The sequence below is a fragment of the Anabaena sp. WA102 genome (assembly GCF_001277295.1).
In the GTDB taxonomy this organism is placed as follows: domain Bacteria; phylum Cyanobacteriota; class Cyanobacteriia; order Cyanobacteriales; family Nostocaceae; genus Dolichospermum; species Dolichospermum heterosporum.
This window is the reverse complement of the sequence record NZ_CP011456.1, coordinates 3930273-3954736: the sequence shown is the minus strand read 5'-3', so window position 1 is coordinate 3954736 and position 24464 is coordinate 3930273. Positions and strand designations below refer to the sequence as shown.

Genomic DNA, 24464 nt, shown 5'->3' with positions numbered 1-24464 from the left:
GGGAGAGGTTTGGAGAGGGGTCAGTCTATACATTCAAAACTTTTCAAACACCCTCTGAAACTCTGGATGTTTAAAAATAAAGCTTAGTAATTTTTATCACCAATCAAAACAGGAACAAATTTCTCAATGAATGCCATACGTTTTCATCATTCCTTAGTTAATAAAAAAATTCCTATCCTTGTTGATAGCACTGATCTTGATTATTATTTTCAGGAGCAAGGATATCAAACTATTTTATTTGATGATTACGATTTTGCTAGTCAACAATTAGCATTTGCTGTAATTTCAGATTATAGTTATCATGATCGACTTATGCAACTATCTCGTACCTCCAAAAGTACGATTATCCACCTACTAGCAGTTAGATATGATATAAATCCTCAAATTATCGCTTATTCATTCGAGCAACTTCTCTCTTGTAATTTAACAGAAGTATTAGAGTTAAGAGCTAAAACTTATGAGCAAATTGCTGAAGTGGAAGATGAATTATATTTATCTGATCATAGAGGGACTAAATTAACGTGCTTATTGTCAGAAAGTTTAGAAGTTATAAATACTCAAGATGATTTAGAACCAGGATGGTTTTACTCAATTTCGGAAATGCTAGAAAGCGGAATAGTCAATATTAAAAGTGATAAATCAAGTTTTTCACTAGATGGAACTTTCTTTTTTGATGGCATAATTCACGCTTGTGCAAACCCAGAAGTGAGAGAACGTCACCAGGATGCTTTAACATATTTACTTGAGAAGGTCAATTCAAGTCAAGAAAAATATATTCATATCAAAGATAATACTATAACTCATCTCATTTTGGATGGTAGGGATGAAACTTCCATATTACTGGAAATGGATTATGGTTTAGAACGTAACTTGAGTTTTACTGAGATAGGATTTGGCTGTAACAAAAATATTGAAAAAAATCTGAATTGGCAGATAAACTCCATTATGAATCAAGGAGTATATGGAACGCACATAGGCATAGGTATGGCACAGAAGTCTCCTTATATTGATTTTATTTCTCAAAGCATCAAGATTATTTAATGCCGATATAGCGGTTCTTGGTTGAGTGAAATACAAGAACCCCACCCCCAACCCCCTCCCCGCAAGCGAGGAGGGGACTTATGATGTATCTCATTCAAGTGCATACCGCTATAAATTGCCATCCTATATAACCTGTCAAATAACTCCTCTTCTGTCACTTTCCCTAAATGAAATGATGTAACCCTTGCCATACAATAGTTTTAGTTTAAAGCAATGATTACATCTATCGGATTGGAAAATAAAGCCAGAAACCCAGATCCAGTAAAAGTTGTGTCAATTTTTATGCTTTTGATCTCTCAAACATTGGATCGAATAGGACAACACCATGAAGATAAGGAAACATAGCCTGAGTTGGAAGACGGTCTTGGTTTTTCGCAAAAACATACCAAGTTTGTCTGGGACGAAACCAGGGGATTGAGATTCCTACCAGTCCGGCATCTTGTGCTAACTTTTTAATTGTGGCTGGTCGAATTGTTACACACAAAGGGTATTCCCAACCATCTCCCTCCATGTCGGTATCTCCCTCCATAAAAGTAGCAACGATAAGACCATCAGGTTTCAAATGTTTAGCAAAGTTCTGAAAACAAAGATCTACTAAATTAGTCCTAGTATGAGTTAATACGGACTGTGCGAGGATAAAATCAAAATCGGTTTCAAATTCAGCTAAAGAGAACTTATCGTTATAACTAAAACACGGTTTTTTAATGCGAAGGAGATCCTCTCCAACTTGGAACTTTATAGCATCCTCGATTAACCACTTGTTGGGTTCTACTCCGTAATAACAACCTTCATCAAGGTAAGGTAGAAAAAGCCGACCTGCACGGAGCGAACCACAGCCAAAATCGAGCAATTTATGCTGAGATCGGAGACCTAGTGTACAAAGCAACCGAAATTGAGACGCTCCCATGAAATCGTACTCTTTTGCTGGTCCCACATAATCATTGTAGTTTTCTCCAGCCGTTATTTTTAAATCCGCCATTGGTATTCTCACATTAATAAAGGTACTTTGCTAGGATAGCAGGCTACGAGTTGATCATATCCAAGTAATTTCACGAATAAAACCGGATATTTATATTATGATTAATACGCTTTTTGTCATCAGCCTATTCTATTAATAATTCACCAGTAATAGTCATACCCAAACAGTGAAGATAATTGATAAATAAACCATAAAATTCAATGCTTATAGGCTGAATGTTAGTCACAAAAATGCAGAGCTAGTTAGAATAATGGGATAATACAAGGTATATTCATTGGCATAGTTGTATTGTGCAAGCGGACTGTAATATAAAGGGTTTTTTTGACTTAAAAACTGCAAATTAAACCTTAATTACCTGATCCATCTTTAATTATTAAAAAATGTAAACATTTTGGAAATTGATCTTGTTAAATCAAATTGATGCTGATACAGTGATATCAACGAGTTAAAAAACAACTCGCAAATTAGTAGCTAAAATTGCAAATTTTCAGGAGAAACTAAAATGAACGCTAAGAAAACACAAAAACGTAAACTTGAACAAGTTAACAAAGAAACCCGCAGCAATCTGGGTAATATTTACTGGTAAGGATTTGCTGAACATTACTTAGTAATGTAAGTATTTACAGGTTCTAAGACTAGTCTAAGCAGTTGGACAACAATTCTCATAATTGTTGTCCAAAATTGTTAATTTTTTCACACTTAATTAAGATATCTTGAAGACAATAAAGTTTTGTAATTCGTTAAATAAATATGCACATCTTAGAGTTTTATCAAGCTTTTCTTCAAAGAGAGATGCCAATTATTGTTGATAGTAATGAAATTCATGCTTACTCTCAGGAGCAAGGATATAAAACTATTTTTTTTGATGATTATGACTTTAAGAGTAAACAAACAGCCTTTTTAATCTTTTCAGATTATAGCTACTATTACAAACTTAAACAACTCTGGCATGATTCTCAAAGTACCATAGTACATTTACCAGCAGTAAAATTTGATGGGAGGTTACCTGTAATTGAATATTCTTTTAATCAGCTATTATCAGGTGATATTGAACAAGCATTAGCAATTAGAGATATTTTATATGATAAAATAGCTGAAAGTGAAAGTGAGCTATATTTATCAGACTCAAGAGGAAGCAAGCTCAAATGCTCTTTAGGTGAGAATATAGAAATAGCTAATGCTGATGTGGAACTGGAGTCAGGATGGTTTTACTCTGTGGCTGAGTTCTGGGAAAGTTCAGTAGTGAATACAAAAGCAAATAAATCCAGCTTTTCTGTAGATGGAACTTTCTATTTTGATGGCATATTAACCCAAACTACAACTCAAGAAACAAAAGATTATAATTGCCAGCCTTTGCAATATATTACAGATAGGGTGAAATTAAGTCAAGAAAAATATCTAGAAATAGAAGATAATGCCATAACTCATCTGATCATAGATGGTAAAGATGAGACTGCTGTATTATTAGATATGACTTACAACTTAGAAAGAGGTTTAAATCTCACAGAAATAGCCTTTGGTGCTAATAAAAAGATTGAGGAAACAATTGATTGGTCAATAAATTCAGTTGTTAACGAAGGTATATATGGAACTCATGTAGGGATAGGAATGGCACAAAAAGCTCCCCATATTGACTTTATTTCTCAGGCTTTGAAGTGGGTTTAATTACTGAGGATTTACTATTATGGCAGATATTGCTTTCTTTGATCTTCCTAGTTATACCCGGATTGATACAACTCTAGGTTTAATTCAAGAACTCGCTGATAGAGGAGAAAAAATAGATTATTATTACTTCGATGAATTTCGAGATAAAATTGAATCAGCAGGTGCTAGATTTCAACCACTGCCTAGCATGAAACCACAAGATTCAGATCCAACACTGCAATCGCGGTTGATAGAATATTGCTTAGATGCTGTACCAATTTTATTAGAAAATTTAAAAATCAACCGCCCCAAATTAATTGTTTTTCATGCTAAATGCTTATGGGCTGCTATCTGTGCGGATTTACTGAATATATCCAGCGTTTGCTTCCATACAAATTTTCTTCTACCACCTCATTTTTTGCCCCCGTTACCATTGTTATTAGCAGCCTACCCGATTAATGATATTGTTAAACATTTACAAAGATTTTACCGACATCAACGACTTTGGCAGCAATTAACCCAAAAATATACACTAAAGGCGATTAGCAAAAAAGATGTATTTCAACTACAACCAAATTCTATGAATTTGCGAGGAGATTTAAATATTGTTTATACATCGGAAATGTTTCAGATCCAGCGTTCATATTTTGATGCCAGTTATATTTTTACAGGACCTTGCTACAGTGAGAGAGCAGTTGATTCTCAATTTCCTTTACTAAAGAGTGCAGAAAAACCAATTATTTATATTTCACTAGGATCAGTGACATCATATAATTCTAAAACCTTTTTTTATCAACAATGTTTACAAGCTTTTGCAAATAGTGAGTATACGGTGGTAATGTCTGTGGGGAAATTTATAGATATTGCTGAATTGGGAAAAATTCCCCCTAATTTTATTGTCAGCAACTATGTACCTCAAATGCAAGTGCTTCAACAAGCTAGTGTTTTTATTACTCATGGGGGAACTAATAGCACTTGGGAGGCATTAATTCACAAAGTACCACTGGTTGTATTTCCCCAAGGAGGCGATCAATACTTAGTAGCTAATCGTGTAGAAGAATTAAATATCGGAGTATGGGTAAAACAGAAAAATATTGCTCCATTGAAATTGCGATCGCTTGTTGAACAGATTATCAAAGATGAAAAAATTCGTAGTAACATTGATCTATTAAGTGATTCTTTGATAACATCAGGTGGCACTCAAAAAGCAGTAGATAAAATTTTAGAATTTAAACAGAGGAATAGCATTTCTCATGTTTTGCAATAGCACAAATTTTATTATCTGCATTAACTCAGTAAATTCTAATTAAGAGCAAAATGAAACTGACAACAGAAGCACTAAAAAGTTATGAAGAACAAGGATTTTTGTTCATTCCAGAGTGTTTTAGCCGTGAGGAAATATCAGTAATTTGTGATCAAATTCCCAATGTCATGGACGATGAAGCAGTTGGTCGTGTTTTGGAAGATGATCAAAAAACCTTACGCACTCTCTATGGAGTTCATCTCAATAACAGAATTTTCCGAGATTTAGTCCGTCACCCTCGTCTATTGGCAGTTGCACAACAACTTTTTGCCAGTGAATTGTACGTTTTTCGCAGCAAAATCGTCATGAAACCAGCTTTTACCGGAGGAATGTGGGGATGGCATCAAGACTCTGCATTTGCACAATATTACGAACGAATTCCCTCACCACAAGGAGGAAATGCCATCCTTTTCTTAGATGAAGTCAATGAATTTAATGGACCAGTATATTACATACCTGGTTCTCATCAACAGGGAATACTCGAAGCGGCAAATTCTGCTTCGACTACTAATTCATCATTAGCGATCGCTCCAGAAACAATTGCCAAATTTGCATCTGTGCAAGGAATAGTCGCACCAAAAGGTCTCGCGGGGTCGGTTTTGTTCGTACACTATGATACATTACATGGTTCTGTTGCCAACATTTCTCCCTGGGACCGCCGAAACTTTGTCATCACCTATAGCAGTATTGAAAACAGCGCCCTTCCCAACAAAGAAAGACCAGCTTTTTTATCAAATCCCGATCTCACGCCATTAATAGCTCTGAGTGAGGACGAACTTGATCGCATATTTACTCAAAAATAAAATTAAATTATCAAGAATTTATACAAGAAATACAATTATGGGGATCACTTGGAGTCGAGTTGTAATGAACCGGGAAACGGCGAAGCTACTAGAGAATTTGCCGTTTTCAAAATGGCGAGTATTAGAAGTTTCAGGCAAGACTTGGGAAACTTTTGGGTTTCAAGAGTATGAAAATATCAACTATCCAGAATATGATATTTGTTCTGCACCCCTACCAAGAAAGTTTGATTTAATTATCGCAGAACAAGTTTTTGAGCATTTATTATATCCCTATCGAGCCGGTCGCAATACTATTTCTATGCTTCACCCAGGAGGGTATTTTCTCATCTCTGTCCCTTTTTTGGTGAAACTTCATAATTACCCAATAGATTGCACACGCTGGACAGAAACTGGACTCAAACACTTTCTCCATGAATGCGGATTTCCTCTAAATAACATTCAAACTGGTTCTTGGGGAAATCGCCAATGCATCATTGCTAATTTCTCTCAATGGGTCGAATATGATCCTGTTTCTCATTCCCTAGATAACGAACCAGAATTTCTCTACCACGTCTGGGCATTGGCGCATTTATAACATCAAGCTAGGGTCAATATAGCAGTTGCTAGATAGATAAGAATTTAGGCGTTGCTGATTTGAGGTATGAAAATGATTTTTGATGATTTCAAAACCCTTGTAGAGACGTTCCATGGAACGTCTCTACACCTAAATTCATACCTGGTTTCATCAACGCCAGAATTTACTGAAAATATTGCCAAGAAATTAACAATTCAGAACGATGAATTTTACAATCCCTGAAGAATATAACTTCCTATCTCGCTTTTACCGACTGGCATTTACAAATATTCTCTCTAGTATTGTTGTGCCATTGTCGGGTTTAATAGACCTAGCCTACTTGGGACATTTACCTGATATCCGTTACCTAGCAGGAGTTTCTTTAGCCACAATTCTTTTTAGCTACTTGTATCGAGTTTTGAATTTTTTACGTTCTTCTAGCAATGGTATGACGGCACAAGCTGTAGGAACAGATGATCCAGAAGCCATACTATTAGTATTACTCCGAAATGGTCTGATTGCCTTCGGGATAGGTATACTCATCCTGATTCTTCAGTACCCTTTACAAACAGTAGGGTTTACCTTTTTAGTCGGTGCAACAGAGGTAAAAGATGCCGGTCTTGACTATTTTCAGGCTCGTATTTGGGGCGCACCTGCGGTTTTACTCAACTTTGTCCTAGTTGGTTGGTTTTTTGGCCGAGAACTTAATATTTTTGTGGTGCTGATATCTGTAATAGAAAGCCTGACTAATGTAGTGCTGGACTACTTATTTATTATTCGCTGGGGTTGGGCTAGCACAGGGGCTGGTTTAACTACAGCTATTAGCCAGTATGTAGCATTATTTATAGGTTTAATTATAGTTTGCTTCCACATTGATTGGTCAATTCTATCAGGTGTAATCCCAAAAGTCTTGAATTGGTCAGCTATTAAAGCTACCTTCAAACTAAATAGAGATATGTTAATAAGAAGTTTGGCAGTAGTCTCTACCTTTGCCATTTTTACTGAACTCAGTTCGGCAATGGGAACAGAGATATTAGCGGAAAATACTGTTCTTATTCAAGCAGCAGCTTTGAATATGTTTGTTGTTCAAGGAGTAGGATTTGCCACCCAAAGCCTCACAGGAAACTTTAAGGGACAAGGTACATTACAGCAGTTACAACCATTACTAATTGTTAGTTTACTCACTAGCTTATTGCTTTCAATTCCCATTGCTATTTTATATATTCTTTTTCCAGAAACTATATTTGGACTATTAACCAACCACACTGAAGTAACTGAAAACATTTCTGACTATGTCAGATGGTTGTTACCATTCCAGGGGTTGTTTGCAGTTACCGTAATCTTGGAAGGATTCTTCGGAGGTTTAACCGAAGGGCGAACATTACGTAATTCTGCCCTCATTTCCTTTGGTGGAGGTTTCATACCTATGGCTATAGCTAGTTGGTATTTTCACAGTAACCATCTTTTATGGTTAGCGATGACATTATTTTCAATAACGGCTATTGTGGTATTTTCATTTAAACTATTAGATACATTTACAAGTGAAATAAAAATTCCTATCGTTTCCTCTACAACTACTGAAAGTTAAGATAACTTTGCTATTACTTGAAAACCTTCGCAGGAGGGTAATTATTAACTTAACTTACATAATAGAATAAGATACAGTCATAAGAGGATGTTTGAAAAGTTTTTAATGTATAAATAAACCCCTCTCCAAACCTCTCCCCGACGCGGGGAGAGGCTTTGAAACACCCCTTCCCTGGTAGGGAAGGGGGCTGGGGGGTTAGGTTCTTGGAAATTATTGGTTTCATCTAATACTTTTCAAACAACCTCTAAGCCCCCTCCTCGCTTGCGGTGAACCAGCGCTGTAGGCGGGTTTCCCACCGTAGGCGACTGGTGAACCCGAAGGGGGAGGGGGTTGGGGGTGGGGTTCTTGTATTTCACTCAACCAATAACCGCTATAACACCGATTCAATCATCAAAATTAAGTAGTAAACTGTTCAATAGTTTTACGAAGATCAGGATTTGATTGATGATTCCTACTATTTCCACTATTCCCCTTTTTCAACTTGCTTCTGGGGAGTTTCTTTCTCTCCAGGTATATAAATTTATTGGTGCTAAATCTGGTAAAAAAGTATATATCCAATCTAACTTACACGGTGCGGAAATTGTTGGTAATGCTGTCATTTACCAAATCATTGATTTCTTAACGACATTAAATAATACTCAGATAATAGGAGAAGTTTGGCTTGTACCTGTTTGTAATCCCTTAGCTGTTAACCAGCGAACTCATAATTTTTCTACGGGTAGATTCAATATTTATGATAGTCAAAATTGGAATAGAATTTTTTGGGATTATGAAAAACAACATGATGACATAGAAGAATTTGCCCGTTCTCAAATTGGTTTAGATATAGGTACAATTAAATATAACTTTTCCCAAAAAATTAAATCTAGTTTCGATAGTCTTTTAGATAAAATCAATGCCCCTAGTAGTGTACAACTAACTGATAAATATCGCTACAAGCTGCAATCTCTTTCTTTCGATGCAGATTACGTCATTGATTTACATAGTCACACTGGAGAAGGAATAGAATACCTTTATTATTTCCGAAATCGAGAAGAAAGTGCCAATTTATTTCTCCTCAATTATGCCATTTTATTTGATGAATATGATGGTGATGCTTTTGATGAATCATTCATAAAACCCTGGTTAGCTTTAGAGAATGCTTTATTAAAATTAACCGGACAAAAAATGATATTTGATAAAGAAGCATGGACTTTAGAATTAGGAACAGGAATGCAAATGAATCCAGATTCAGTAACTAAAGGAGTGAGCGGAATTAAAAATTATTTAACTCAAAAAGGTATTTTAGCAATACAGGAATTTACCCAATCAAAAACTATATCTCATCAAACCAACTTTCGTTCACTTAGTCAACTAAAAAAATATTGGAGTCCCGTAGGAGGAATGATTTTATCTAAAGCTGAATTAGGTACTTCAGTAAATCAGGGAGATTTGCTATATCAAGTTCTGACATTCAATAAAATTGGTGAATTACCCATAACTATTCATGTTCATGCAGAGAAAACAGGCTTGGTTTATGATACATCAATAAATAACTCTGTTAACGAAGGAGAATTTGTATTAGCGACTATGTAGTTTGTCATGGAAAACATTTAACACAGAATTATTCAATCTATTAATTCATCTGCGTTTATTTGCGTTTATCTGCGTTCAAATCTTGATTCTTAAATAAAATTACCATTTGTCTTGATTTGCATGAAGATAGATATCAGGATTGTCGGTTAATGGCAAGAAACCGTAATAAAACATTACACTAAAATAAATATCTGACTGGGATTTAGCGCCTAAAAAAATTATGACTCAAGCAACTACAAAAATTTGTATACTAGGCGGTGGCTTTGGTGGACTCTACACCGCGCTTCGTTTAAGCCAATTACCCTGGGAATCTACACCCAAACCTGAGATTATTTTAGTAGATCAGAGCGATCGCTTTGTCTTTTCTCCCCTGCTTTACGAACTCCTCACCAGAGAACTCCAAACCTGGGAAATCGCCCCACCATACTCAGAACTACTGCAAGGAACAGGAATCCAGTTCCACCAAGCTGCTGTTTCCACAATAGACATTAACAAGCAAACAGTTCAATTACAAGATAAATCAGAACTAAATTATGACCGCTTAGTCTTAGCATTAGGTGGCGAAACACCCCTAGATTTAGTTCCCGGTGCTGCCACTCATGCTTACCCTTTCCGTACTATTACTGATGCCTACAAATTAGAAGAACGGCTGCGAATTCTCGAAGCAGCAAAGCCCGAAAAAATCCGTGTCGCCATAGTTGGTGCAGGTTACAGCGGCGTAGAATTAGCCTGTAAACTAGCAGATAGAATCGGCGAAAAAGGACGTTTCCGCCTGATTGAACTCAGCGACCAAATTCTCCGCACTTCCCCAGAATTTAACCGTGAAGCCGCCAAAAAAGCCTTAGATAGCAAAGGCGTATTTATTGACTTAGAAACCAAAGTAGCAGCAATTGATCAAAATAGCATCTCTCTGGAGTATAAAAATCAAGTAGATACCATTCCCGTAGATGTAGTCATTTGGACAGTGGGAACAAAAGTTTCTCCAGTTGTCACAGCCTTACCCCTCAAGCAAAATCAGCGTGGACAAATCACCACCACACCGCAATTACAAGCCATAGAACATCCCGAAATCTTTGCTTTAGGAGACTTAGCCGACTGTCTCGACGCAGACGGAAAACAAGTCCCCGCCACCGCCCAAGTCGCCTTTCAACAAGCCGATTATACCGCTTGGAATATCTGGGCTACTATTACCAATCGTCCCCTCCTCCCCTTCCGCTATCAACCATTAGGAGAAATGATGGCTTTAGGAATAGATAACGCCACCCTCACCGGGTTAGGTGTGCAATTAGATGGTTCTTTTGCATACTTAGCCCGTCGTCTAGCGTATCTGTATCGTTTACCCACATTAAATCATCAATTAAAAGTCGGGTTTAATTGGTTAGTTAGCCCCATAATAGAAGCCATTTCCAAGTAATTAAATTAAAGATCCCCGACTTCTCAAAGAAGTCGGGGATCTGAAATGGTAAACTAGACAAATTCAGATATTATGGCTATGTATTTAGCGACTGCTGCGGACTAAAGTATTAATTCTTATGAAAAAGCCTAAAGTTATTTTTGTAGATGCTGTTGGTACATTGTTTGGGATTAAAGGTAGTGTTGGGGAAATTTACCGACAAATCGCCCAAGAATTTGGTGTAGAAGTTTCCGCCCAAATTTTAGATCAAAACTTTGTCAAAAGCTTCAAAGCCTCACCACCACCGATATTTCTTGATGCAGATATCAGAGATATTCCCCAGCGTGAATACGATTGGTGGCGGATAATTGCCTTAAATACCTTTGAAGGTGCCGGTGTTCTCCAAGAATTTACCGATTTTACCGCTTTTTTTACCGAACTTTATATCCACTTTGGAACTCCTGAACCTTGGTATGTTTATCCTGATGTAACTTTGGCGTTAATGAACTGGCGACGCTTAGGAGTTGAATTAGGAGTATTATCTAATTTTGATTCTCGTTTATATTTAGTATTGCAAGGTTTAAGACTCAGAGAATACTTTTCCTCTGTCACCATTTCCACTCAAGTTCGTGCCGCTAAACCAGATCCAGAAATATTTAAAATTGCTTTAAACAAGCATAAATGTTCAGCAGAAGAAGCATGGCACATTGGTGACAGCATAACAGATGATTATTATGGGGCTAAATCGGCAGGAATCAGAGGCGTTTGGATTAACCGTAATCCCACCGTCTAATACCGTAATTATACGGTGAATATAGGTTTGTGGTGTAAATTTTTCTTGCAAAAATTTTATATATAGCTATATTTACAAGTGATTACTGTTAACCTATAAATTATATTTTTAACTAGTTTGAGTAATGAAAAAATCTCTATCAAATATTTGGTATCAATTTCGTCAAGCTTTCTCAGTGACAGCAGAAAGTATTAATACAACCACCGCAACAGGTGAAGTAGTTTTAGAAGTAGCAACAGCCATTCAATCACAAGGTGCTAATTTAGAAATTTTGCAACTGTTACTGCAAAATTCATCTTCTTTATTAGATGTATTGTGTTCACCATTAACCCCAATAATAACTGGAGAATTATCATTCTTATCCCTGGGAGTGGCTGTTCTCAAATCTTATCGTGATCTTTCTCAAGAAACGCCTACTTTAGCAGATTACATATCTATTATTAGTCAAGTTGCCTATTTAGAAAGCATCCGGGATATTTTATCTTTATACCCTTCTTTAAACTATGATCACCCCGATAAAAATGAAGAATTAGGAAAAATATTAGCAACTATCAATAATATTGAATTAGATGAACAAACTGCTATCCAGACCATTGAATGTTTTTATGAATCTGAATTAGCAGTAGCATTTAATCAATTATTATCCACAAGGTTGATATCTGACTATTTGGGTAAATATCCAGCCAGACTTTTAGCAAAACGAATTGCTGCTATATTTAGCGATAATACCTTTGGCGCTATTCGTTGGGATGAAAAAACTAATTGGCAAAATGTGGAAGGTTTAGAAATGGCGAAAAATGTCCCCTTGACTTTGAAGAAACGATTTTTGAGAGACTTTTAATTTCTGGGGGGAGAAATTGTCCGGGGAAACCCCGCCCCTACTTTTTGTTTAAAATGGAATGATATGAGGATATATTTAGATATCTATAATTGTCTCAATCTACCGTTTGTTCTTGAATCTATGAAGTCTTATTTAGCCGCCGCTATTCAAATGACCAGTGTGCCTGATTTACAAAAAAATTTGGCACAAGCAGAAGAATTAATTGATTTGGCTGTGCGTCAAGGTGCAGAGTTGGTGGGTTTACCAGAAAATTTCTCTTTTATGGGGGAAGAAAAGGATAAACTAGCTCAAGGAAATGCGATCGCTCAAGCAACGGAAACATTTCTCCAAAAAATGGCACAACGCTTTCAAGTTACCATTCTCGGCGGCGGCTTCCCTATCCCTGTAGATAGTAGTGGTAAAGTTTATAATACAGCATTACTGATAAATGCCAACGGTCAAGAACTCGCCCGTTACCAAAAAGTCCATTTATTTGATGTCAATGTCCCTGATGGTAATACCTATCAAGAATCCAGCACCGTCATGGCTGGACTTGAATTACCTCCCGTTTACGCTTCCCCGGAGTTAGGGAAAATTGGCCTTTCTATTTGCTATGATGTTCGCTTTCCCGAACTGTACCGACATCTATCCAATCAAGGCGCAGATATTCTATTTGTTCCCGCAGCCTTTACGGCTTTTACTGGTAAAGACCATTGGCAAGTATTACTCCAATCTAGGGCGATAGAAAATACCTGTTACGTTATTGCTCCCGCCCAAACTGGTACTAATTATGACCGTCGCCAAACTCATGGACACGCCATGATTATTGACCCTTGGGGTGTCATTTTAGCAGACGCTGGGGAAAAACCAGGAGTGGCGATCGCCGAAATCAAACCCACCCGACTAGAACAAGTTCGTCGCCAAATGCCATCCCTACAGCATCGTGTATTTTAACCACACCCCGGCAGATCCCCGACTTCTTCAAGAAGTCGGGGATCTATTTGGGATCTATTTCCTAAGTCAGCAAAATCTTTTTTCCCAAAACACTTGACATTATCTGAAGAGAACTGCTATATTCTCTATAGTGAATTCGTTGGGGCGTAGCCAAGTGGTAAGGCAGTGGGTTTTGGTCCCGCCATCCCTAGGTTCGAATCCTAGCGCCCCAGTTATAGAAAGAGCAAGTTTTAACAGCTTGCTTTTTTTTATACTCAAAACAGTTGGAACATGGACTTTTATAAAATTACAAAAAACCTTGATTTGTAGGGGTAAACCAAAAGCTTATTGGTGTCAACTTAACGTAAAACATCTATCCCGCAAAGAACTCAAGTCGTCTCATTCCCAGTCAGAGACTGTTCTTCCCTCCCCTGCCCCCTCTGCCTCTCTTCTCCCCCTGCTTGCCTTCACCCGTCATTTTCGGGTTGACAGACTACTAGTGGTCATCGGATTAGCTTACCAACAGCAATTGAATATGTATTACACTGCACACCAAAATATCGCTTACCAGAAACTACCCGCATTGCTGATAAATTAGCCTCTGCAAGATAAATATTTCCACAATATTTGCAGAAAATTTATGTTCCTCACACTGATTAGACATATACCTGCTTGAAGGTATTAGCCAAGAACTACTTGCTGAATACTTTCTGTTAAGTATATCTGTAATCATAGGAAGAATAAGTATTGATTATTAACCAGAAAACACTGAGTATCAAATATCTCTAAAAGTTTTCTAATTATCATCTTCTTCCAGATATATTGTTGCAATTTGAGAGGAATATGATTGTGGCTACAAATGTGATAACATTGAAAAAATTACTTACTAGCTCTACACATAGGGTAATTGATATCAAAAAAATAGTTCCAATTGCACTTTATCATCGGTGGTTAATATTAGGGATTTCCTGCGCAGTCATGTCAGTAACAAGTCTAATAGCTGTCACTACTAAACCAACTTATCAAAGCTATATGCAAATATTGGTAAGTTATAATTCAGATAAATCTTTACCAAATAGTAAAATCGAAAAGATAACAGAAGACTTACGTAAACCGCAGCTATCATCCATTGACTACAGTAGTCAAGTTAAATTAATGCTGAGTAGTAAATTACTACAGAAAACTGTAAATTTACTTCATGCTGATTACCCACAAATGACCATAGAAGATATTTATAATAACAGCAAAATTGATGAAGTTTCATCTTTAGGACTAACTCAGTTACCAGTAGATACAGGAGTTAATCAAAATTTTACCCAAGTATTTTTACTCTCTTTTATAGACAAAGATCCTCTCAGGACAAAAAGAGTATTACAAGCTTTAGAGAAAGTATATCAGGACTATAATACCGATCAAAAAAATCAGCGGATTAATCAAGCATTAGCTTTTGTTAATAACCATATACCGCAACTGCAAAAAGATGTATTAAAAGCCGAGAAAAAATTAGAAAAATTTCGTCAACAAAATAGTTTAATTGATCCAGTTTTACAAAGTCAAATTTTATTACAGTCTTTAGCAGATATTCAAAAACAGCGGCAAACAACTCGCGCTCAACTGCAAGATGTCCAAATTAGACATAACAGCCTAGAACAAGCAATTGAGTCTTCCAGTCAAAATAACATAAATATGAATGATTCCCCGGAATCTAGCCAAAATCAAGCCTTAATTAGTGAATTTAAGCAAACAGAACAAGCCTTAACGCAAGCTCGTTTTCTTTATACAGAAAAACATCCTATCATCCAACAACTGAAGCAGAAACAGCAAATTATCAGTACACTATTACAACAACAAGGACAAAATAAAACTATTACTATCAATAGTAAATCAAAATTATCAAAACAAATCATTCCAAAGGTAGAAAATGATTTAACTCAATTAAAAATGAACGCATTAGGACTAATTGCTCATGATCGTGATTTAGCAGAATCCGAACAAGAAATTCGTTCTTTACTGAATACATATCCAAGTTTAATTACAGAATACAAGAGGTTAGTTGCCAATATAGAAATTTATCGCAAAACACTGCAACAATTGACGCAAGCGCAAAATTCATTAGGTGTCAAAATTGCTCAAGAAGGTTTTAATTGGCAAATTTTAGAAGAACCCGCTTTAGGAATACATATAGGTAATTTACGCTGGTTACTAATTTTTGGAGGAATATTAATGGGGCCAATATTGGGTTTAGCAGCAGCCTTAATTTGGGAAAAATTTAATAATGCAATTTTCTATACTCAGGATTTACAAAATTTGACCAATATTCAGTTATTGGGGTCAGTACCAAGATTAGGAAAACGTCAAAATAGTTGGACAAACCAACTAAAATCTATAGTTAGAGATAAATCTAAAAATGTAGATATTTCTCATCCAGGAATTATCAAAAATTTGCCGAATCATAAAACATTGGATATTATTTACCAGAATATTCAGATGTTAAATAATTCTCTACCTTTAAAATCATTGATGTTAACTTCTGCACTACCAGGAGAAGGAAAAACAACTTTGGCTTTAGGGTTAGGATCTAGTGCGGCTCGAATGCACCAAAGAGTATTAATAATTGATGCTAATTTGCGTTCTCCCAGTTTACATAAAACTCTAGGGCTGACCAATGATTGGGGTTTATCCTTATTACTGGTTGATGATATCAATACATCATTTAATACTTACATTCAGCCCATCCACCCAGCTATTGATGTTTTAACTGCTGGTCCCATACCAGAGGATGTGGTAAATCTGTTGAGTTCCGAGCGAATGCAAGAATTAATGGATTTATTTGAACTAAACTATGATTTAGTCTTAATAGATGCACCCTCTGTTTTAGATACAGTTGATGGCAGAATTGTGGCTTCTTTATGTAATGGGATTGTTATGGTAGGACGGATTGGTAAAGTTACTCCCCATAAATTGATGGAAGCTACAGAAATTTTAAGCAAGTTAAATTTAATTGGCATTGTTGGTAATGAAGTTTATGATTCTCCCCAAATATTGACACCTTGAAAAGAGGAGTCAGGAGTTTAGAAGAAGAAAGAAGAAAGAAAATTACCCAGTTTCCAGTTCTCAATCTGTCTGTTTAGAGAATTGCTGAACTAGAATAGTAGACGCTTGTGATCAAACAATTAGCATGAAATTCCAACTTTTATTAGGCAATTTGTTTTCTGAGATTAAAGGTAGACATTGGTGGATAGGTATCCTGATCTGGTTTGTATTACTTGCTCCTGCACAAGCATCTGTAATTCTGCGTGTGGCAATTGAAAGAGAAGTCAAACAGGTAAAAGTCGGTGCTTCCACAACCGCTATTGTGAAAGATAGTAGTGGTAAGACTCTTGGAGAACTACCGGGAATGAGTGCCTTTGCGGCTCAAGCAGTTCCTGGAGGAGTAGCTTTAGATAGATGGCAATCCGGGTTATTTTGGATAGAACCCACCAAGAAGGGATATGTTTATATTGGCGATCGCTGGTTTCGTGGTAGAACCCTAGTAGTCCCCACAGCCAATGGTTTAACCGCTGTGAACTGGGTAGATTTAGAAGAATATCTCTACAGCGTCATTGGTGGAGAAATGGACACTAGCTGGCCACAGGAAGCCCTGAAAGCTCAAGCCATAGCAGCCCGTACCTATGCCCTCTATGAACGTGAAAGACAACGGAGAAATCCCCTTTACGACTTAGGAGATAGTCCAGACCGTTGGCAAATTTACAAAGGTGTCAGTAGTGAATCCCCCAAAACCTACAGCGCAGCAGACACCACCGCCGGCAAAGTCCTCACCTACAACAACCAAATCATTCTTTCCGTCTTTCACGCTTGTTCCGGTGGACACACGGAAAACGTCGAAGATGTTTGGACTAGCAAAGAACCTTACCTGCGGGCTGTTCCCGACTTTGATCAAAATATCAAAGAATGTAACTGGGTAAAAACCTTTACCCCCGGAGAAATTAGCACCAGAATTTCCGGTGTCGGTAATGTCAAAGACATGATCATCGAAACTCTCTCACCATTTAAAAGTGTCAAATCCCTAAAAATTATTGGTGATAAAGGGACTAAAATTCTCCAAGGTGAAGAAGTGAGAACCGCACTCAGAATTAAAAGTACCCGTTTTATTGTTAATAAAGACGTAAATGGCGGTTTTGTTCTCCAAGGACTAGGTTTTGGACACGGTTTAGGAATGAGCCAGTGGGGAGCTTACGAACTAGCAAAACGTGGTGCAAACCACCTGCAAATTTTAGGATACTACTACAAAGGTGTAGCCCTGACACCCATTCAAGCAAAGTAGTATTTTGAGGAAACAGGGAACAGGGAACAGGGAATAGGGAACAGGGAAGGTAACTGTTCACAGGATGAATTCGGATACAAGAAAAAATAAGTAGAAAGACATGGTAGAGTAGAAGGCATGGAAAAAATCAGCCTCATCTGCCACATCTATAAAACGGAAATACCGGAAACGGATTGGGAACAGACTCCAACCAGTGTCAAAGGACGGATGGAGGAGATGGAGCAGTGGATACAAGAATTAGAAGAAAAACTAAATAGAACATCAAAAAATTCATCATCACCACCATCAGCAGACCCGCTCAACACCCAAAAGAAACCAGTCAAGAAAAAGAGTGGAAAAAAAAGAGGAGGACAACTAGGACACAAAGGATTTGCAAAGTTTCTGTATCCAGAATCTGATTGTGAAGAGGTAATAAATTATAAGCCAGAGTCCTGTAGTAGCTGTGGAGGGCAGTTAGAAGGAGAAGATGCAAACCCGTACAGACACCAGCAAGTAGAAATACCACCCATCAAACCCATCGTCATAGAACATCGGTTACATCAACTCGAATGCGGAGAATGTGGTAAAAGTACAAGAGCAAAATTACCAGAAGAAGTAGATCCGAATCATTATGGAACAAGAGTTGTAGCTCTTGTTGCGGTGTTGAGTGGACTGTATCGCCATAGTCAGAGAACGGTGAAAACAGCAATGGCGGAAATATTTGACATCAGACTCAGTTTAGGAACAATCAACAAACTGAGAATGGAAGCAAGTAACTCGGTAGAAAAGGCGGTAGAAGAGGCGAAAACCTACATCCAGAATGCGGCAGTAGTAGGTGCAGATGAAACCAGATTTAGTCAAAAAAACACGGATGGATATAACAGCAAAAATAGTCAAGCCTGGTTGTGGCTGTCTTAGTCTAAACTCCAGATAAGTAGGTGGGCGTTAAAAATTGTCGTTGGGGCAAGGGAACAGGGAACTCTTAACTGGGAACAGGAAGAGAGTTTTGAGTGATTTTACTTTTCTTCACATACCTTTAAATTTTTCTGTTCACCTACTTAGCGTGTCCGCAGGACCTTTACCCCAAGAGGGCTATCAAGAACGGTTTCGATAAACCTTCCAACCATGAAAAAACAAACTCAAGCCCCAACCTAGTAGTGGAAAAATTGCCCAAAAATATAAAGGGCTTATTACCAAATTTAACAAGACTAAAAAAATATTGACTGCAATAAAATTAGTCAGGTGAGATTTGAATTCTTGACGTTGGCGGGTATTCAGCATATGTTGCCTTTGCGTTTCTGCTCGCTGTATCGACCACTCTTGTTCAGCAGATTGGAGTGCTTCTGTTGAGATATCTAATTCTGATGCTATCTCTATAAGCTGTTCTCGTGAAAATTCTCTCTCCTGCTTGTGAGTCAATGCTATCTTCAAAATCTGTTGCACTTCTTCTGAATGGTAGGTCATATAAATACCCTGACGGGGGACAAAATAGGTTAAAAAGCTTAGGTTTCATATAGTCGCTGGGGAAGTACCAATGTACTTATGCCGCATTTGCAAAAGTGGGTAGCTTAAGCGAAGGGCTGCCTCACATCTTGCACTAACAAAAAATGATGCAATTTAATCACACAGTATAATCCTAAAACCCTTGATTTACAGTTCCAAGACCATAAAAATAAGGTAGCTTTATCGCACTTCTTTTTAGTTTATATGGAATTGTACGGAGAGGTGCAAGATGTAAGCTACTCATTTATCTGTTAGAAACCGAAGAATAATAGTACGAATTTCTGTCATTATAGCTGTACTATTTTCCGTACTCCAGTTTACCTAATGCCTGGATGCTCCTCTTTATTCCTGTCAATCAGGATGTTGAAAACAAGTCATCAAGTCCTTAGCGTAAGTTTCGGAATGGATGCTCATTTCACCCCGGCAGTTACAGTTTTGTTAATAAGTTGCAGAAGAAAGTACTGTGCAGTATTAATAAAAAAGTGATCACCAGGAAGCAGATGGAGTGAAAAAGAACTTAGTGTATGCTCTTTCCAAGCTTCCATATCATCACGATTGACCAATGGATCTTGTAAACCTCCGAAAACAGTAATTGGACAATCCAGCGGAGGTTCTACGGTGTAAGTATAGGATTCATTGATCATCAAATCTGCTCGTAGGGTGGGGAGCAGCAACTGCATCAATTCAGCAGATTCTAATACTTTTTTCGGAGTTCCATTGAATCTACGCAGTGCTTCCAAAAACTCAGCATCAGACAAATGATGTATTTTATTGTGTTCTATTACTTGAGGTGCGCCACGACCGGAGACAAAAAGGTGAACTGGATTTAGGGCATAGGTCTTACGAACGAAACGAGCTAGTTCAAAGCTGATTAAGGCACCTAGACTATGACCAAAGAAAGCAAAAGGGATATCTAAGTAAGGATGTATAGCATAAGAGATTTCCTCAACAAGTGGTGAGATTTGATGAAAAGGAGGCTCACTCAAACGAACTCCTCGTCCTGGCATCTCAATAGGAAAAACCTCAATAAAGTGTGGTAAATTATCTGCCCAAGTACGAAAGCTTAGGGCGCTACCACCTGCGTAAGGAAAGCAAAAAATACGCATACGCGCTTGTAAGTTATTTTTCCGATGTCTAATCCATTTATTCGTTTCTTGTGAATTTATCATAATACTCAAAAAATTAGATGACTTGTATGTAAGTAGGTGAACACAATAAAACCAATCTGTGTAAAGAAAAGTAAAATCGCCCAAACCCTCTTCACTCTTGCCTCTTGCCTTGCCATAACGACAATCTTTAATGCTAACCTACTTAACCGCTCAATAATCCGGGGTGAATCGTTCAATGACAAGCCTCAAATAGCGTAAATTCGTTCCCGAATAAGTAGTCCGCCCCTATTTATTGAGCAGTTACCCTTGTATACACTTATTAGAAGACTTTTTATTCATTTAAAGTGATAATACTCTCATTAAGACTAACATTCGTATTAATTAAATTACCATCTTCCATATAAATAATTCGTTCAGCCACATCTAGAATTCGACTATCGTGAGTTATTAGCAAAATTGTACAATTTATTTGTTTGGTTAAACTTAGCATTAACTCAATTACATCACGACCAGTTTTTTTATCCAATGCAGCCGTTGGTTCGTCTGCCAAAATCAATTTAGGACTAGCGGCTAAAGATCGGGCAATTGCAACCCGTTGTTGTTGTCCTCCTGATAGATTACGAGGGAAAGAGTTTAAATGCTTGCCTAGACCAACAGATTCTAAGATATCAACCGCCCTATCATAAGCTTCAGCTTTAGAAATTTCTTTGTGCAAAAAAATAGATGTTTGTACATTTTGAACAGCAGTTAAAAATGGTAAAAGGTTGTTACTCTGAAAAATGTAGCCTATTTTTCGTCGCACTTTAACTAATTGATAGTTGCTAGTTTGATATAATTCGTGTTCAAAAACCTTAAGGCTACCACTTTGAATAGTACGTAAAGCACCAATTAGCGTTAGTAATGTTGTCTTTCCTGAACCTGAAGGACCAGTTAGAATTATAAATTCTCCTCGATGTATATCGAAATTTATATCCGATAATACTCGTTTTCTTAGTGAACCTTTTCCTAGATAATGTTGAAGGTTTTTAATCGATACTACTGGTTCTTGCAAAAGCATATTTATTTAATCTTTAATAAATGGGATTAGAAAATATCGGCAGGATCGGCATCTCTCAATTTACGTACAGCAATAAGACCTGAAATTAGACACATTAGTATAGTCACTAGTAATAATGTGATACCTCTGTCAACAGTCATACCAATTGGTAGTAGTGTAGCAGATTTGGTTTGTTGATAACTAATCATTGCGATTAAGAAACCAGGAATATAACCCAGAATTGATAAAATCAAAGACTCCTGAATAATAATCCATAGTAAGCTTATATCCGTATAACCCATTGCTTTTAAAATTGCATATCCAGGTAGATGTTCTGATACATCCGTGTAAAGAACTTGATAAACAATTACTGAACCAACAATAAATGCCATCATGGTACTGAGTGAAAATATAAAACCTACGGCAGTATTACGTTTCCAATAATCTTTTTCAAAATTTATGAATTCGTCTTTGGTGAAAGCTAAAACATCACTCGGTAGTCTTGATCTAATTTCGCTTATTGATTGTTTTAGATTTGCATTAGGATTAAGCTGAATAGTTCCAATTTCAATTGATGCTGCACTCTTATTAGTTAAAATGTTGACAAAATTACTGTTACTAGTTAATAAATGACCATTAGCCGCAAAGGATGCTCCAAGCCTAAATAAACCCACAACCTTCACAACTTTTTCAACTTTCAGAAGAGAACCTTGCAGTTCAGAAAGAATTGTTTCCCCAGCATTAAAACTAGTTACAACTGCTCCAAATTCTGGTCTTGAGGACATATCAAATAGAACGCCGTCCGGGTAAGTAATGTTAGTCAAATTTTCTTGAATACCTGGTAAATCCAGTACATTATTACTAGGATCAATACCAAGTACAAAAATGGAACGATTATCATTGTTCCAGGGATTTTTCCAGTTGGCATATCCCAAGTGTATGGGGCTAACTGATTTAACTTCTGGAAATTCTAAAAGTTGATATAAATAGTATTTAGAAAAGCTCTTGAGAGCAACCAAAGCACTGGATTTGCTATGCAGAAGAAAAACATCTGCTTGCATACTTTTGTGCAAAAGTACAGAGCTGTCAAATAAAGCATCACTAAAGCCTAGTTGCATAAACATCATGACAACTGCAAATATAATGCCAGAAAGTGCTACAAGAAGTCTGACTTTTTCATATTTCAATTGTGATAAGGCTATAGAAAAATTTTTTCCCTTCATTTTCATAATTATCTAATGATGGATACCAGAGATTGTCGTGGAATTTCTTTATACATCAAATATTAAAGTAATCTCTCTCTACTCTATCCTTTTTCCACAGGATGAATCGAACAGAAGATTAATAACTATTTTGGATGAATTAAAACGTTAACTTCTAAGTTGGATAACTTGATAACTTTCTTGCTATTCTCTGGTTCTAAACGAATTTTTACTTCAATCACCTTGGCATCTACATCCAACCCTGGATCTGTGCCCAGAAATTTACGTTTCCCAATTTGCCAGCCAATCTCTTCAACCTTACCAAATAGCTTACCGTCTATAGCTGGACTAGTAATTTCTGCACTTTGTCCAACTTTTACCCGTCTAATATCAGTTTCATAAACTTCGGCTACTACATACATTTCATTAGTGTTACCAATATCAGCAATGCCTGTGTCACTAACAAGTTCGCCTGGTTGTGTATTAACTTTTAAAATCTGTCCAGCAACGGGGGTGCGTACATACGCTAACTCTAATTGAGATTTTGCTAGTTTGACAGCACCAATGGCTGCATATACCTCCATTTGTGCCACTTCTACATCTACTGGACGAACTTCAGCAACACTATTGAGCGTTGCTTTTGCTCCCCTAAGTTGCTTATTACCAGTAGTATTAATCCTATTCAATACAGCTTGGGCTTCTCTTAGCTGTTTATTACCAGTAGTATTAATTCTATTCAATACAGCTTGGGCTTCTCTTAGCTGCTGTTTTGTGGTTTCCAAGCTCAAGCTCTTGCTGTCAAACAAAGAATGGGAAATAGCACCCTCCTTAAATAGCTGCTCATTGCGTTTATACTCAGATTCAGCGTTTTCAAAATCCGCTTTGAGTCTCCTAATTGTGGCTTCCTGAGCCTCTTTGTCTCCTTGTAATTGCGCTGCAATTCGCTCAACTGTTTCAGTTTGAGCCGCCTTGTCTCCTTGAGATTGTGCTTTCAAACGTTCAATATCTGCCTGCCTCGACTGAATTTCTCCCGTTTTTGCTCCAGCTTTAATTTGTGCAAGACGAGCAGTCGTAACCTTCACCTGGTTTTCAGCTTGATTTAATTCTGCTTGACGAACTTTATAGTTGTCTAGAACTGCAACAACCTGCCCAACTTTTACTATATCTCCCTCCTTAATTATCAATTTTTCCACCCGTGGAAATTGATTTGCAGTAGGAGCAAATAGCCGAATGATTCTTTTTTTAGGTTCTATACGTCCCAGAGTACTAACAGGGTTAGACTTTGGGAATTTTTGGACTGATATTTGGGACTTACTAACTTCTTGTTTTGGCTTGGTTTGCCAAAACATTACAATCGGAATCGAACTAACAGCAATACCAATCAAAATCAGTATGCTGAACTTAATAGTAGGAGGTATAGACTTTAAAAAGTATTGAATTTTCATCTGGGTATGGTTTGCTGAAAAAGTCTTTTCGTTAGGACTAGTGGTCTGTCAGGGTAAAAATTAGAAGAAGATAAGAATAGTCTTGAATCTGGGAAAGTGATAGTTTTTTGATAGTTTTAACGCTTATTACTTGCACCTGATTCACCTTTTAAACCTTCAAACTTTTGATATGTCTAGGTTTTTGGTTTACTCAGCAAGTCCTAGTGGTCTGTCAAGCAAAAAATTGTCTGTATCCAATTTTCGGAATCTTTGATTTGGGAACCGATTAAACACAAAAACAAAATTGACAGACCACTAGATATTTGTAGTATTAAGCCTACAGTTACAAGTAGTGATCCTAAAGTAGTGGTATTTGAGACATTGACTATACATGAACTTTAGTGATTCAGATGGAAACTACACAACTTAAGTATATCAACCAATTGCACTGCTAAATTCATC

At 37.0% G+C, this 24464-nt stretch carries 20 protein-coding genes, 1 tRNA gene and 1 pseudogene; 16 read left to right on the top strand and 6 right to left on the bottom strand.

From position 1 onward, the window contains the following. Nucleotides 1–126: 126 nt before the first annotated feature. Nucleotides 127–1041, top strand: a complete 915-nt coding sequence (locus AA650_RS17180; RefSeq protein WP_053539942.1) for a hypothetical protein — start codon at nucleotides 127–129, stop codon at nucleotides 1039–1041. A gap of 280 nt (nucleotides 1042–1321) precedes the next feature. Here AA650_RS17180 and AA650_RS17175 read toward each other — a convergent pair whose 3' ends face one another. Beyond that, entirely contained in the window at nucleotides 1322–2020 is a 699-nt protein-coding gene (locus AA650_RS17175) for a methyltransferase (protein ID WP_053539941.1), read from the bottom strand. 750 nt (nucleotides 2021–2770) lie between these two features. On the opposite strand from AA650_RS17175, the gene AA650_RS17170 reads away from it, so the two are divergent. From AA650_RS17170 to AA650_RS17105, 15 genes and pseudogenes are all read left to right on the top strand, one after another. Beyond that, the gene (locus AA650_RS17170) at nucleotides 2771–3685 is read left to right on the top strand and encodes a hypothetical protein (RefSeq protein ID WP_053539940.1); all 915 of its coding nucleotides are present in this window, start codon (nucleotides 2771–2773) and stop codon (nucleotides 3683–3685) included. A gap of 19 nt (nucleotides 3686–3704) precedes the next feature. Beyond that, the gene (locus AA650_RS17165; protein ID WP_053539939.1) at nucleotides 3705–4931 is read left to right on the top strand and encodes a macrolide family glycosyltransferase; all 1227 of its coding nucleotides are present in this window, start codon (nucleotides 3705–3707) and stop codon (nucleotides 4929–4931) included. 50 nt (nucleotides 4932–4981) lie between these two features. Further along, nucleotides 4982–5770 carry a phytanoyl-CoA dioxygenase family protein gene (locus AA650_RS17160; protein ID WP_053539938.1) on the top strand — a complete coding sequence of 263 codons (789 nt, stop codon included), beginning with the start codon at nucleotides 4982–4984 and terminating at the stop codon, nucleotides 5768–5770. 37 nt (nucleotides 5771–5807) lie between these two features. Continuing rightward, nucleotides 5808–6344, top strand: coding sequence for a class I SAM-dependent methyltransferase (locus AA650_RS17155; RefSeq protein WP_199924284.1), 537 nt, complete (start codon nucleotides 5808–5810; stop codon nucleotides 6342–6344). Between the two features lie 202 nt (nucleotides 6345–6546). Further along, nucleotides 6547–7911 carry a guanitoxin biosynthesis MATE family efflux transporter GntT gene (gene gntT, locus AA650_RS17150; protein WP_053539936.1) on the top strand — a complete coding sequence of 455 codons (1365 nt, stop codon included), beginning with the start codon at nucleotides 6547–6549 and terminating at the stop codon, nucleotides 7909–7911. 444 nt (nucleotides 7912–8355) lie between these two features. Then, the gene (locus AA650_RS17145) at nucleotides 8356–9486 is read left to right on the top strand and encodes a succinylglutamate desuccinylase/aspartoacylase domain-containing protein (RefSeq protein ID WP_053539935.1); all 1131 of its coding nucleotides are present in this window, start codon (nucleotides 8356–8358) and stop codon (nucleotides 9484–9486) included. 220 nt (nucleotides 9487–9706) lie between these two features. Next, entirely contained in the window at nucleotides 9707–10900 is a 1194-nt protein-coding gene (locus tag AA650_RS17140) for an NAD(P)/FAD-dependent oxidoreductase (RefSeq protein ID WP_053539934.1), read from the top strand. Nucleotides 10901–11018: 118 nt separating this feature from the next. Beyond that, nucleotides 11019–11672 (top strand): HAD-IA family hydrolase, encoded by a 654-nt coding sequence (locus AA650_RS17135; protein ID WP_053539933.1) that lies wholly within the window; start codon nucleotides 11019–11021, stop codon nucleotides 11670–11672. 124 nt (nucleotides 11673–11796) lie between these two features. Beyond that, on the top strand, nucleotides 11797–12513 hold the full coding sequence (locus tag AA650_RS17130; protein ID WP_053539932.1) for a hypothetical protein: 717 nt from the start codon (nucleotides 11797–11799) through the stop codon (nucleotides 12511–12513). Between the two features lie 120 nt (nucleotides 12514–12633). Beyond that, on the top strand, nucleotides 12634–13446 hold the full coding sequence (locus AA650_RS17125) for a carbon-nitrogen hydrolase family protein (RefSeq protein WP_027404055.1): 813 nt from the start codon (nucleotides 12634–12636) through the stop codon (nucleotides 13444–13446). 140 nt (nucleotides 13447–13586) lie between these two features. Beyond that, nucleotides 13587–13658: transfer RNA gene (locus AA650_RS17120), tRNA-Gln, on the top strand. A gap of 262 nt (nucleotides 13659–13920) precedes the next feature. After that, nucleotides 13921–14037: pseudogene (locus AA650_RS26805) on the top strand (endonuclease V); the annotation flags it as partial. Nucleotides 14038–14268: 231 nt separating this feature from the next. After that, nucleotides 14269–16479: a GumC family protein gene (locus AA650_RS17115; RefSeq protein WP_053539931.1), complete on the top strand. Its 2211-nt coding sequence runs from the start codon at nucleotides 14269–14271 to the stop codon at nucleotides 16477–16479. Nucleotides 16480–16603: 124 nt separating this feature from the next. Beyond that, nucleotides 16604–17749, top strand: coding sequence for a SpoIID/LytB domain-containing protein (locus AA650_RS17110; protein WP_053539930.1), 1146 nt, complete (start codon nucleotides 16604–16606; stop codon nucleotides 17747–17749). Between the two features lie 117 nt (nucleotides 17750–17866). Next, on the top strand, nucleotides 17867–18646 hold the full coding sequence (locus tag AA650_RS17105) for a DUF6444 domain-containing protein (RefSeq protein ID WP_053539929.1): 780 nt from the start codon (nucleotides 17867–17869) through the stop codon (nucleotides 18644–18646). A 177-nt stretch (nucleotides 18647–18823) separates the two neighbouring features. On the opposite strand, the gene AA650_RS17100 is transcribed toward AA650_RS17105, so the two are convergent. The 5 genes from AA650_RS17100 to AA650_RS17080 all read right to left on the bottom strand — a co-directional run bounded on the left by AA650_RS17100 (nucleotide 18824) and on the right by AA650_RS17080 (nucleotide 24023). Further along, the gene (locus tag AA650_RS17100) at nucleotides 18824–19192 is read right to left on the bottom strand and encodes a 2TM domain-containing protein (protein WP_053539928.1); all 369 of its coding nucleotides are present in this window, start codon (nucleotides 19190–19192) and stop codon (nucleotides 18824–18826) included. 449 nt (nucleotides 19193–19641) lie between these two features. Continuing rightward, nucleotides 19642–20400: a thioesterase II family protein gene (locus tag AA650_RS17095; protein ID WP_053539927.1), complete on the bottom strand. Its 759-nt coding sequence runs from the start codon at nucleotides 20398–20400 to the stop codon at nucleotides 19642–19644. A 271-nt stretch (nucleotides 20401–20671) separates the two neighbouring features. Further along, the gene (locus AA650_RS17090; protein WP_053539926.1) at nucleotides 20672–21397 is read right to left on the bottom strand and encodes an ATP-binding cassette domain-containing protein; all 726 of its coding nucleotides are present in this window, start codon (nucleotides 21395–21397) and stop codon (nucleotides 20672–20674) included. Between the two features lie 26 nt (nucleotides 21398–21423). Then, nucleotides 21424–22605: an ABC transporter permease DevC gene (gene devC, locus AA650_RS17085; protein ID WP_335337387.1), complete on the bottom strand. Its 1182-nt coding sequence runs from the start codon at nucleotides 22603–22605 to the stop codon at nucleotides 21424–21426. A 119-nt stretch (nucleotides 22606–22724) separates the two neighbouring features. After that, complete coding sequence (locus AA650_RS17080) at nucleotides 22725–24023, bottom strand: ABC exporter membrane fusion protein (protein WP_053539925.1); 1299 nt, start codon at nucleotides 24021–24023, stop codon at nucleotides 22725–22727. Between the last annotated feature and the right edge of the window lie 441 nt (nucleotides 24024–24464).

What these genes read in the sequence shown, in the direction of transcription:
- AA650_RS17130 (WP_053539932.1), top strand. Translation starts at nt 11,797, where the DNA reads ATGAAAAAATCTCTATCAAATATTTGGTATCAATTTCGTCAAGCTTTC.
- AA650_RS17170 (WP_053539940.1), top strand. Translation starts at nt 2,771, where the DNA reads ATGCACATCTTAGAGTTTTATCAAGCTTTTCTTCAAAGAGAGATGCCA.
- AA650_RS17080 (WP_053539925.1), bottom strand. Translation starts at nt 24,023, where the DNA reads ATGAAAATTCAATACTTTTTAAAGTCTATACCTCCTACTATTAAGTTC.
- AA650_RS17135 (WP_053539933.1), top strand. Translation starts at nt 11,019, where the DNA reads ATGAAAAAGCCTAAAGTTATTTTTGTAGATGCTGTTGGTACATTGTTT.
- AA650_RS17090 (WP_053539926.1), bottom strand. Translation starts at nt 21,397, where the DNA reads ATGCTTTTGCAAGAACCAGTAGTATCGATTAAAAACCTTCAACATTAT.
- gntT (WP_053539936.1), top strand. Translation starts at nt 6,547, where the DNA reads ATGAATTTTACAATCCCTGAAGAATATAACTTCCTATCTCGCTTTTAC.
- AA650_RS17095 (WP_053539927.1), bottom strand. Translation starts at nt 20,400, where the DNA reads ATGATAAATTCACAAGAAACGAATAAATGGATTAGACATCGGAAAAAT.
- AA650_RS17165 (WP_053539939.1), top strand. Translation starts at nt 3,705, where the DNA reads ATGGCAGATATTGCTTTCTTTGATCTTCCTAGTTATACCCGGATTGAT.
- AA650_RS17140 (WP_053539934.1), top strand. Translation starts at nt 9,707, where the DNA reads ATGACTCAAGCAACTACAAAAATTTGTATACTAGGCGGTGGCTTTGGT.
- AA650_RS17100 (WP_053539928.1), bottom strand. Translation starts at nt 19,192, where the DNA reads ATGACCTACCATTCAGAAGAAGTGCAACAGATTTTGAAGATAGCATTG.
- AA650_RS17105 (WP_053539929.1), top strand. Translation starts at nt 17,867, where the DNA reads ATGGAAAAAATCAGCCTCATCTGCCACATCTATAAAACGGAAATACCG.
- AA650_RS17110 (WP_053539930.1), top strand. Translation starts at nt 16,604, where the DNA reads ATGAAATTCCAACTTTTATTAGGCAATTTGTTTTCTGAGATTAAAGGT.
- AA650_RS17155 (WP_199924284.1), top strand. Translation starts at nt 5,808, where the DNA reads ATGGGGATCACTTGGAGTCGAGTTGTAATGAACCGGGAAACGGCGAAG.
- AA650_RS17125 (WP_027404055.1), top strand. Translation starts at nt 12,634, where the DNA reads ATGAAGTCTTATTTAGCCGCCGCTATTCAAATGACCAGTGTGCCTGAT.
- AA650_RS17175 (WP_053539941.1), bottom strand. Translation starts at nt 2,020, where the DNA reads ATGGCGGATTTAAAAATAACGGCTGGAGAAAACTACAATGATTATGTG.
- devC (WP_335337387.1), bottom strand. Translation starts at nt 22,605, where the DNA reads ATGAAAATGAAGGGAAAAAATTTTTCTATAGCCTTATCACAATTGAAA.
- AA650_RS17160 (WP_053539938.1), top strand. Translation starts at nt 4,982, where the DNA reads ATGAAACTGACAACAGAAGCACTAAAAAGTTATGAAGAACAAGGATTT.
- AA650_RS17145 (WP_053539935.1), top strand. Translation starts at nt 8,356, where the DNA reads ATGATTCCTACTATTTCCACTATTCCCCTTTTTCAACTTGCTTCTGGG.
- AA650_RS17115 (WP_053539931.1), top strand. Translation starts at nt 14,269, where the DNA reads ATGATTGTGGCTACAAATGTGATAACATTGAAAAAATTACTTACTAGC.
- AA650_RS17180 (WP_053539942.1), top strand. Translation starts at nt 127, where the DNA reads ATGAATGCCATACGTTTTCATCATTCCTTAGTTAATAAAAAAATTCCT.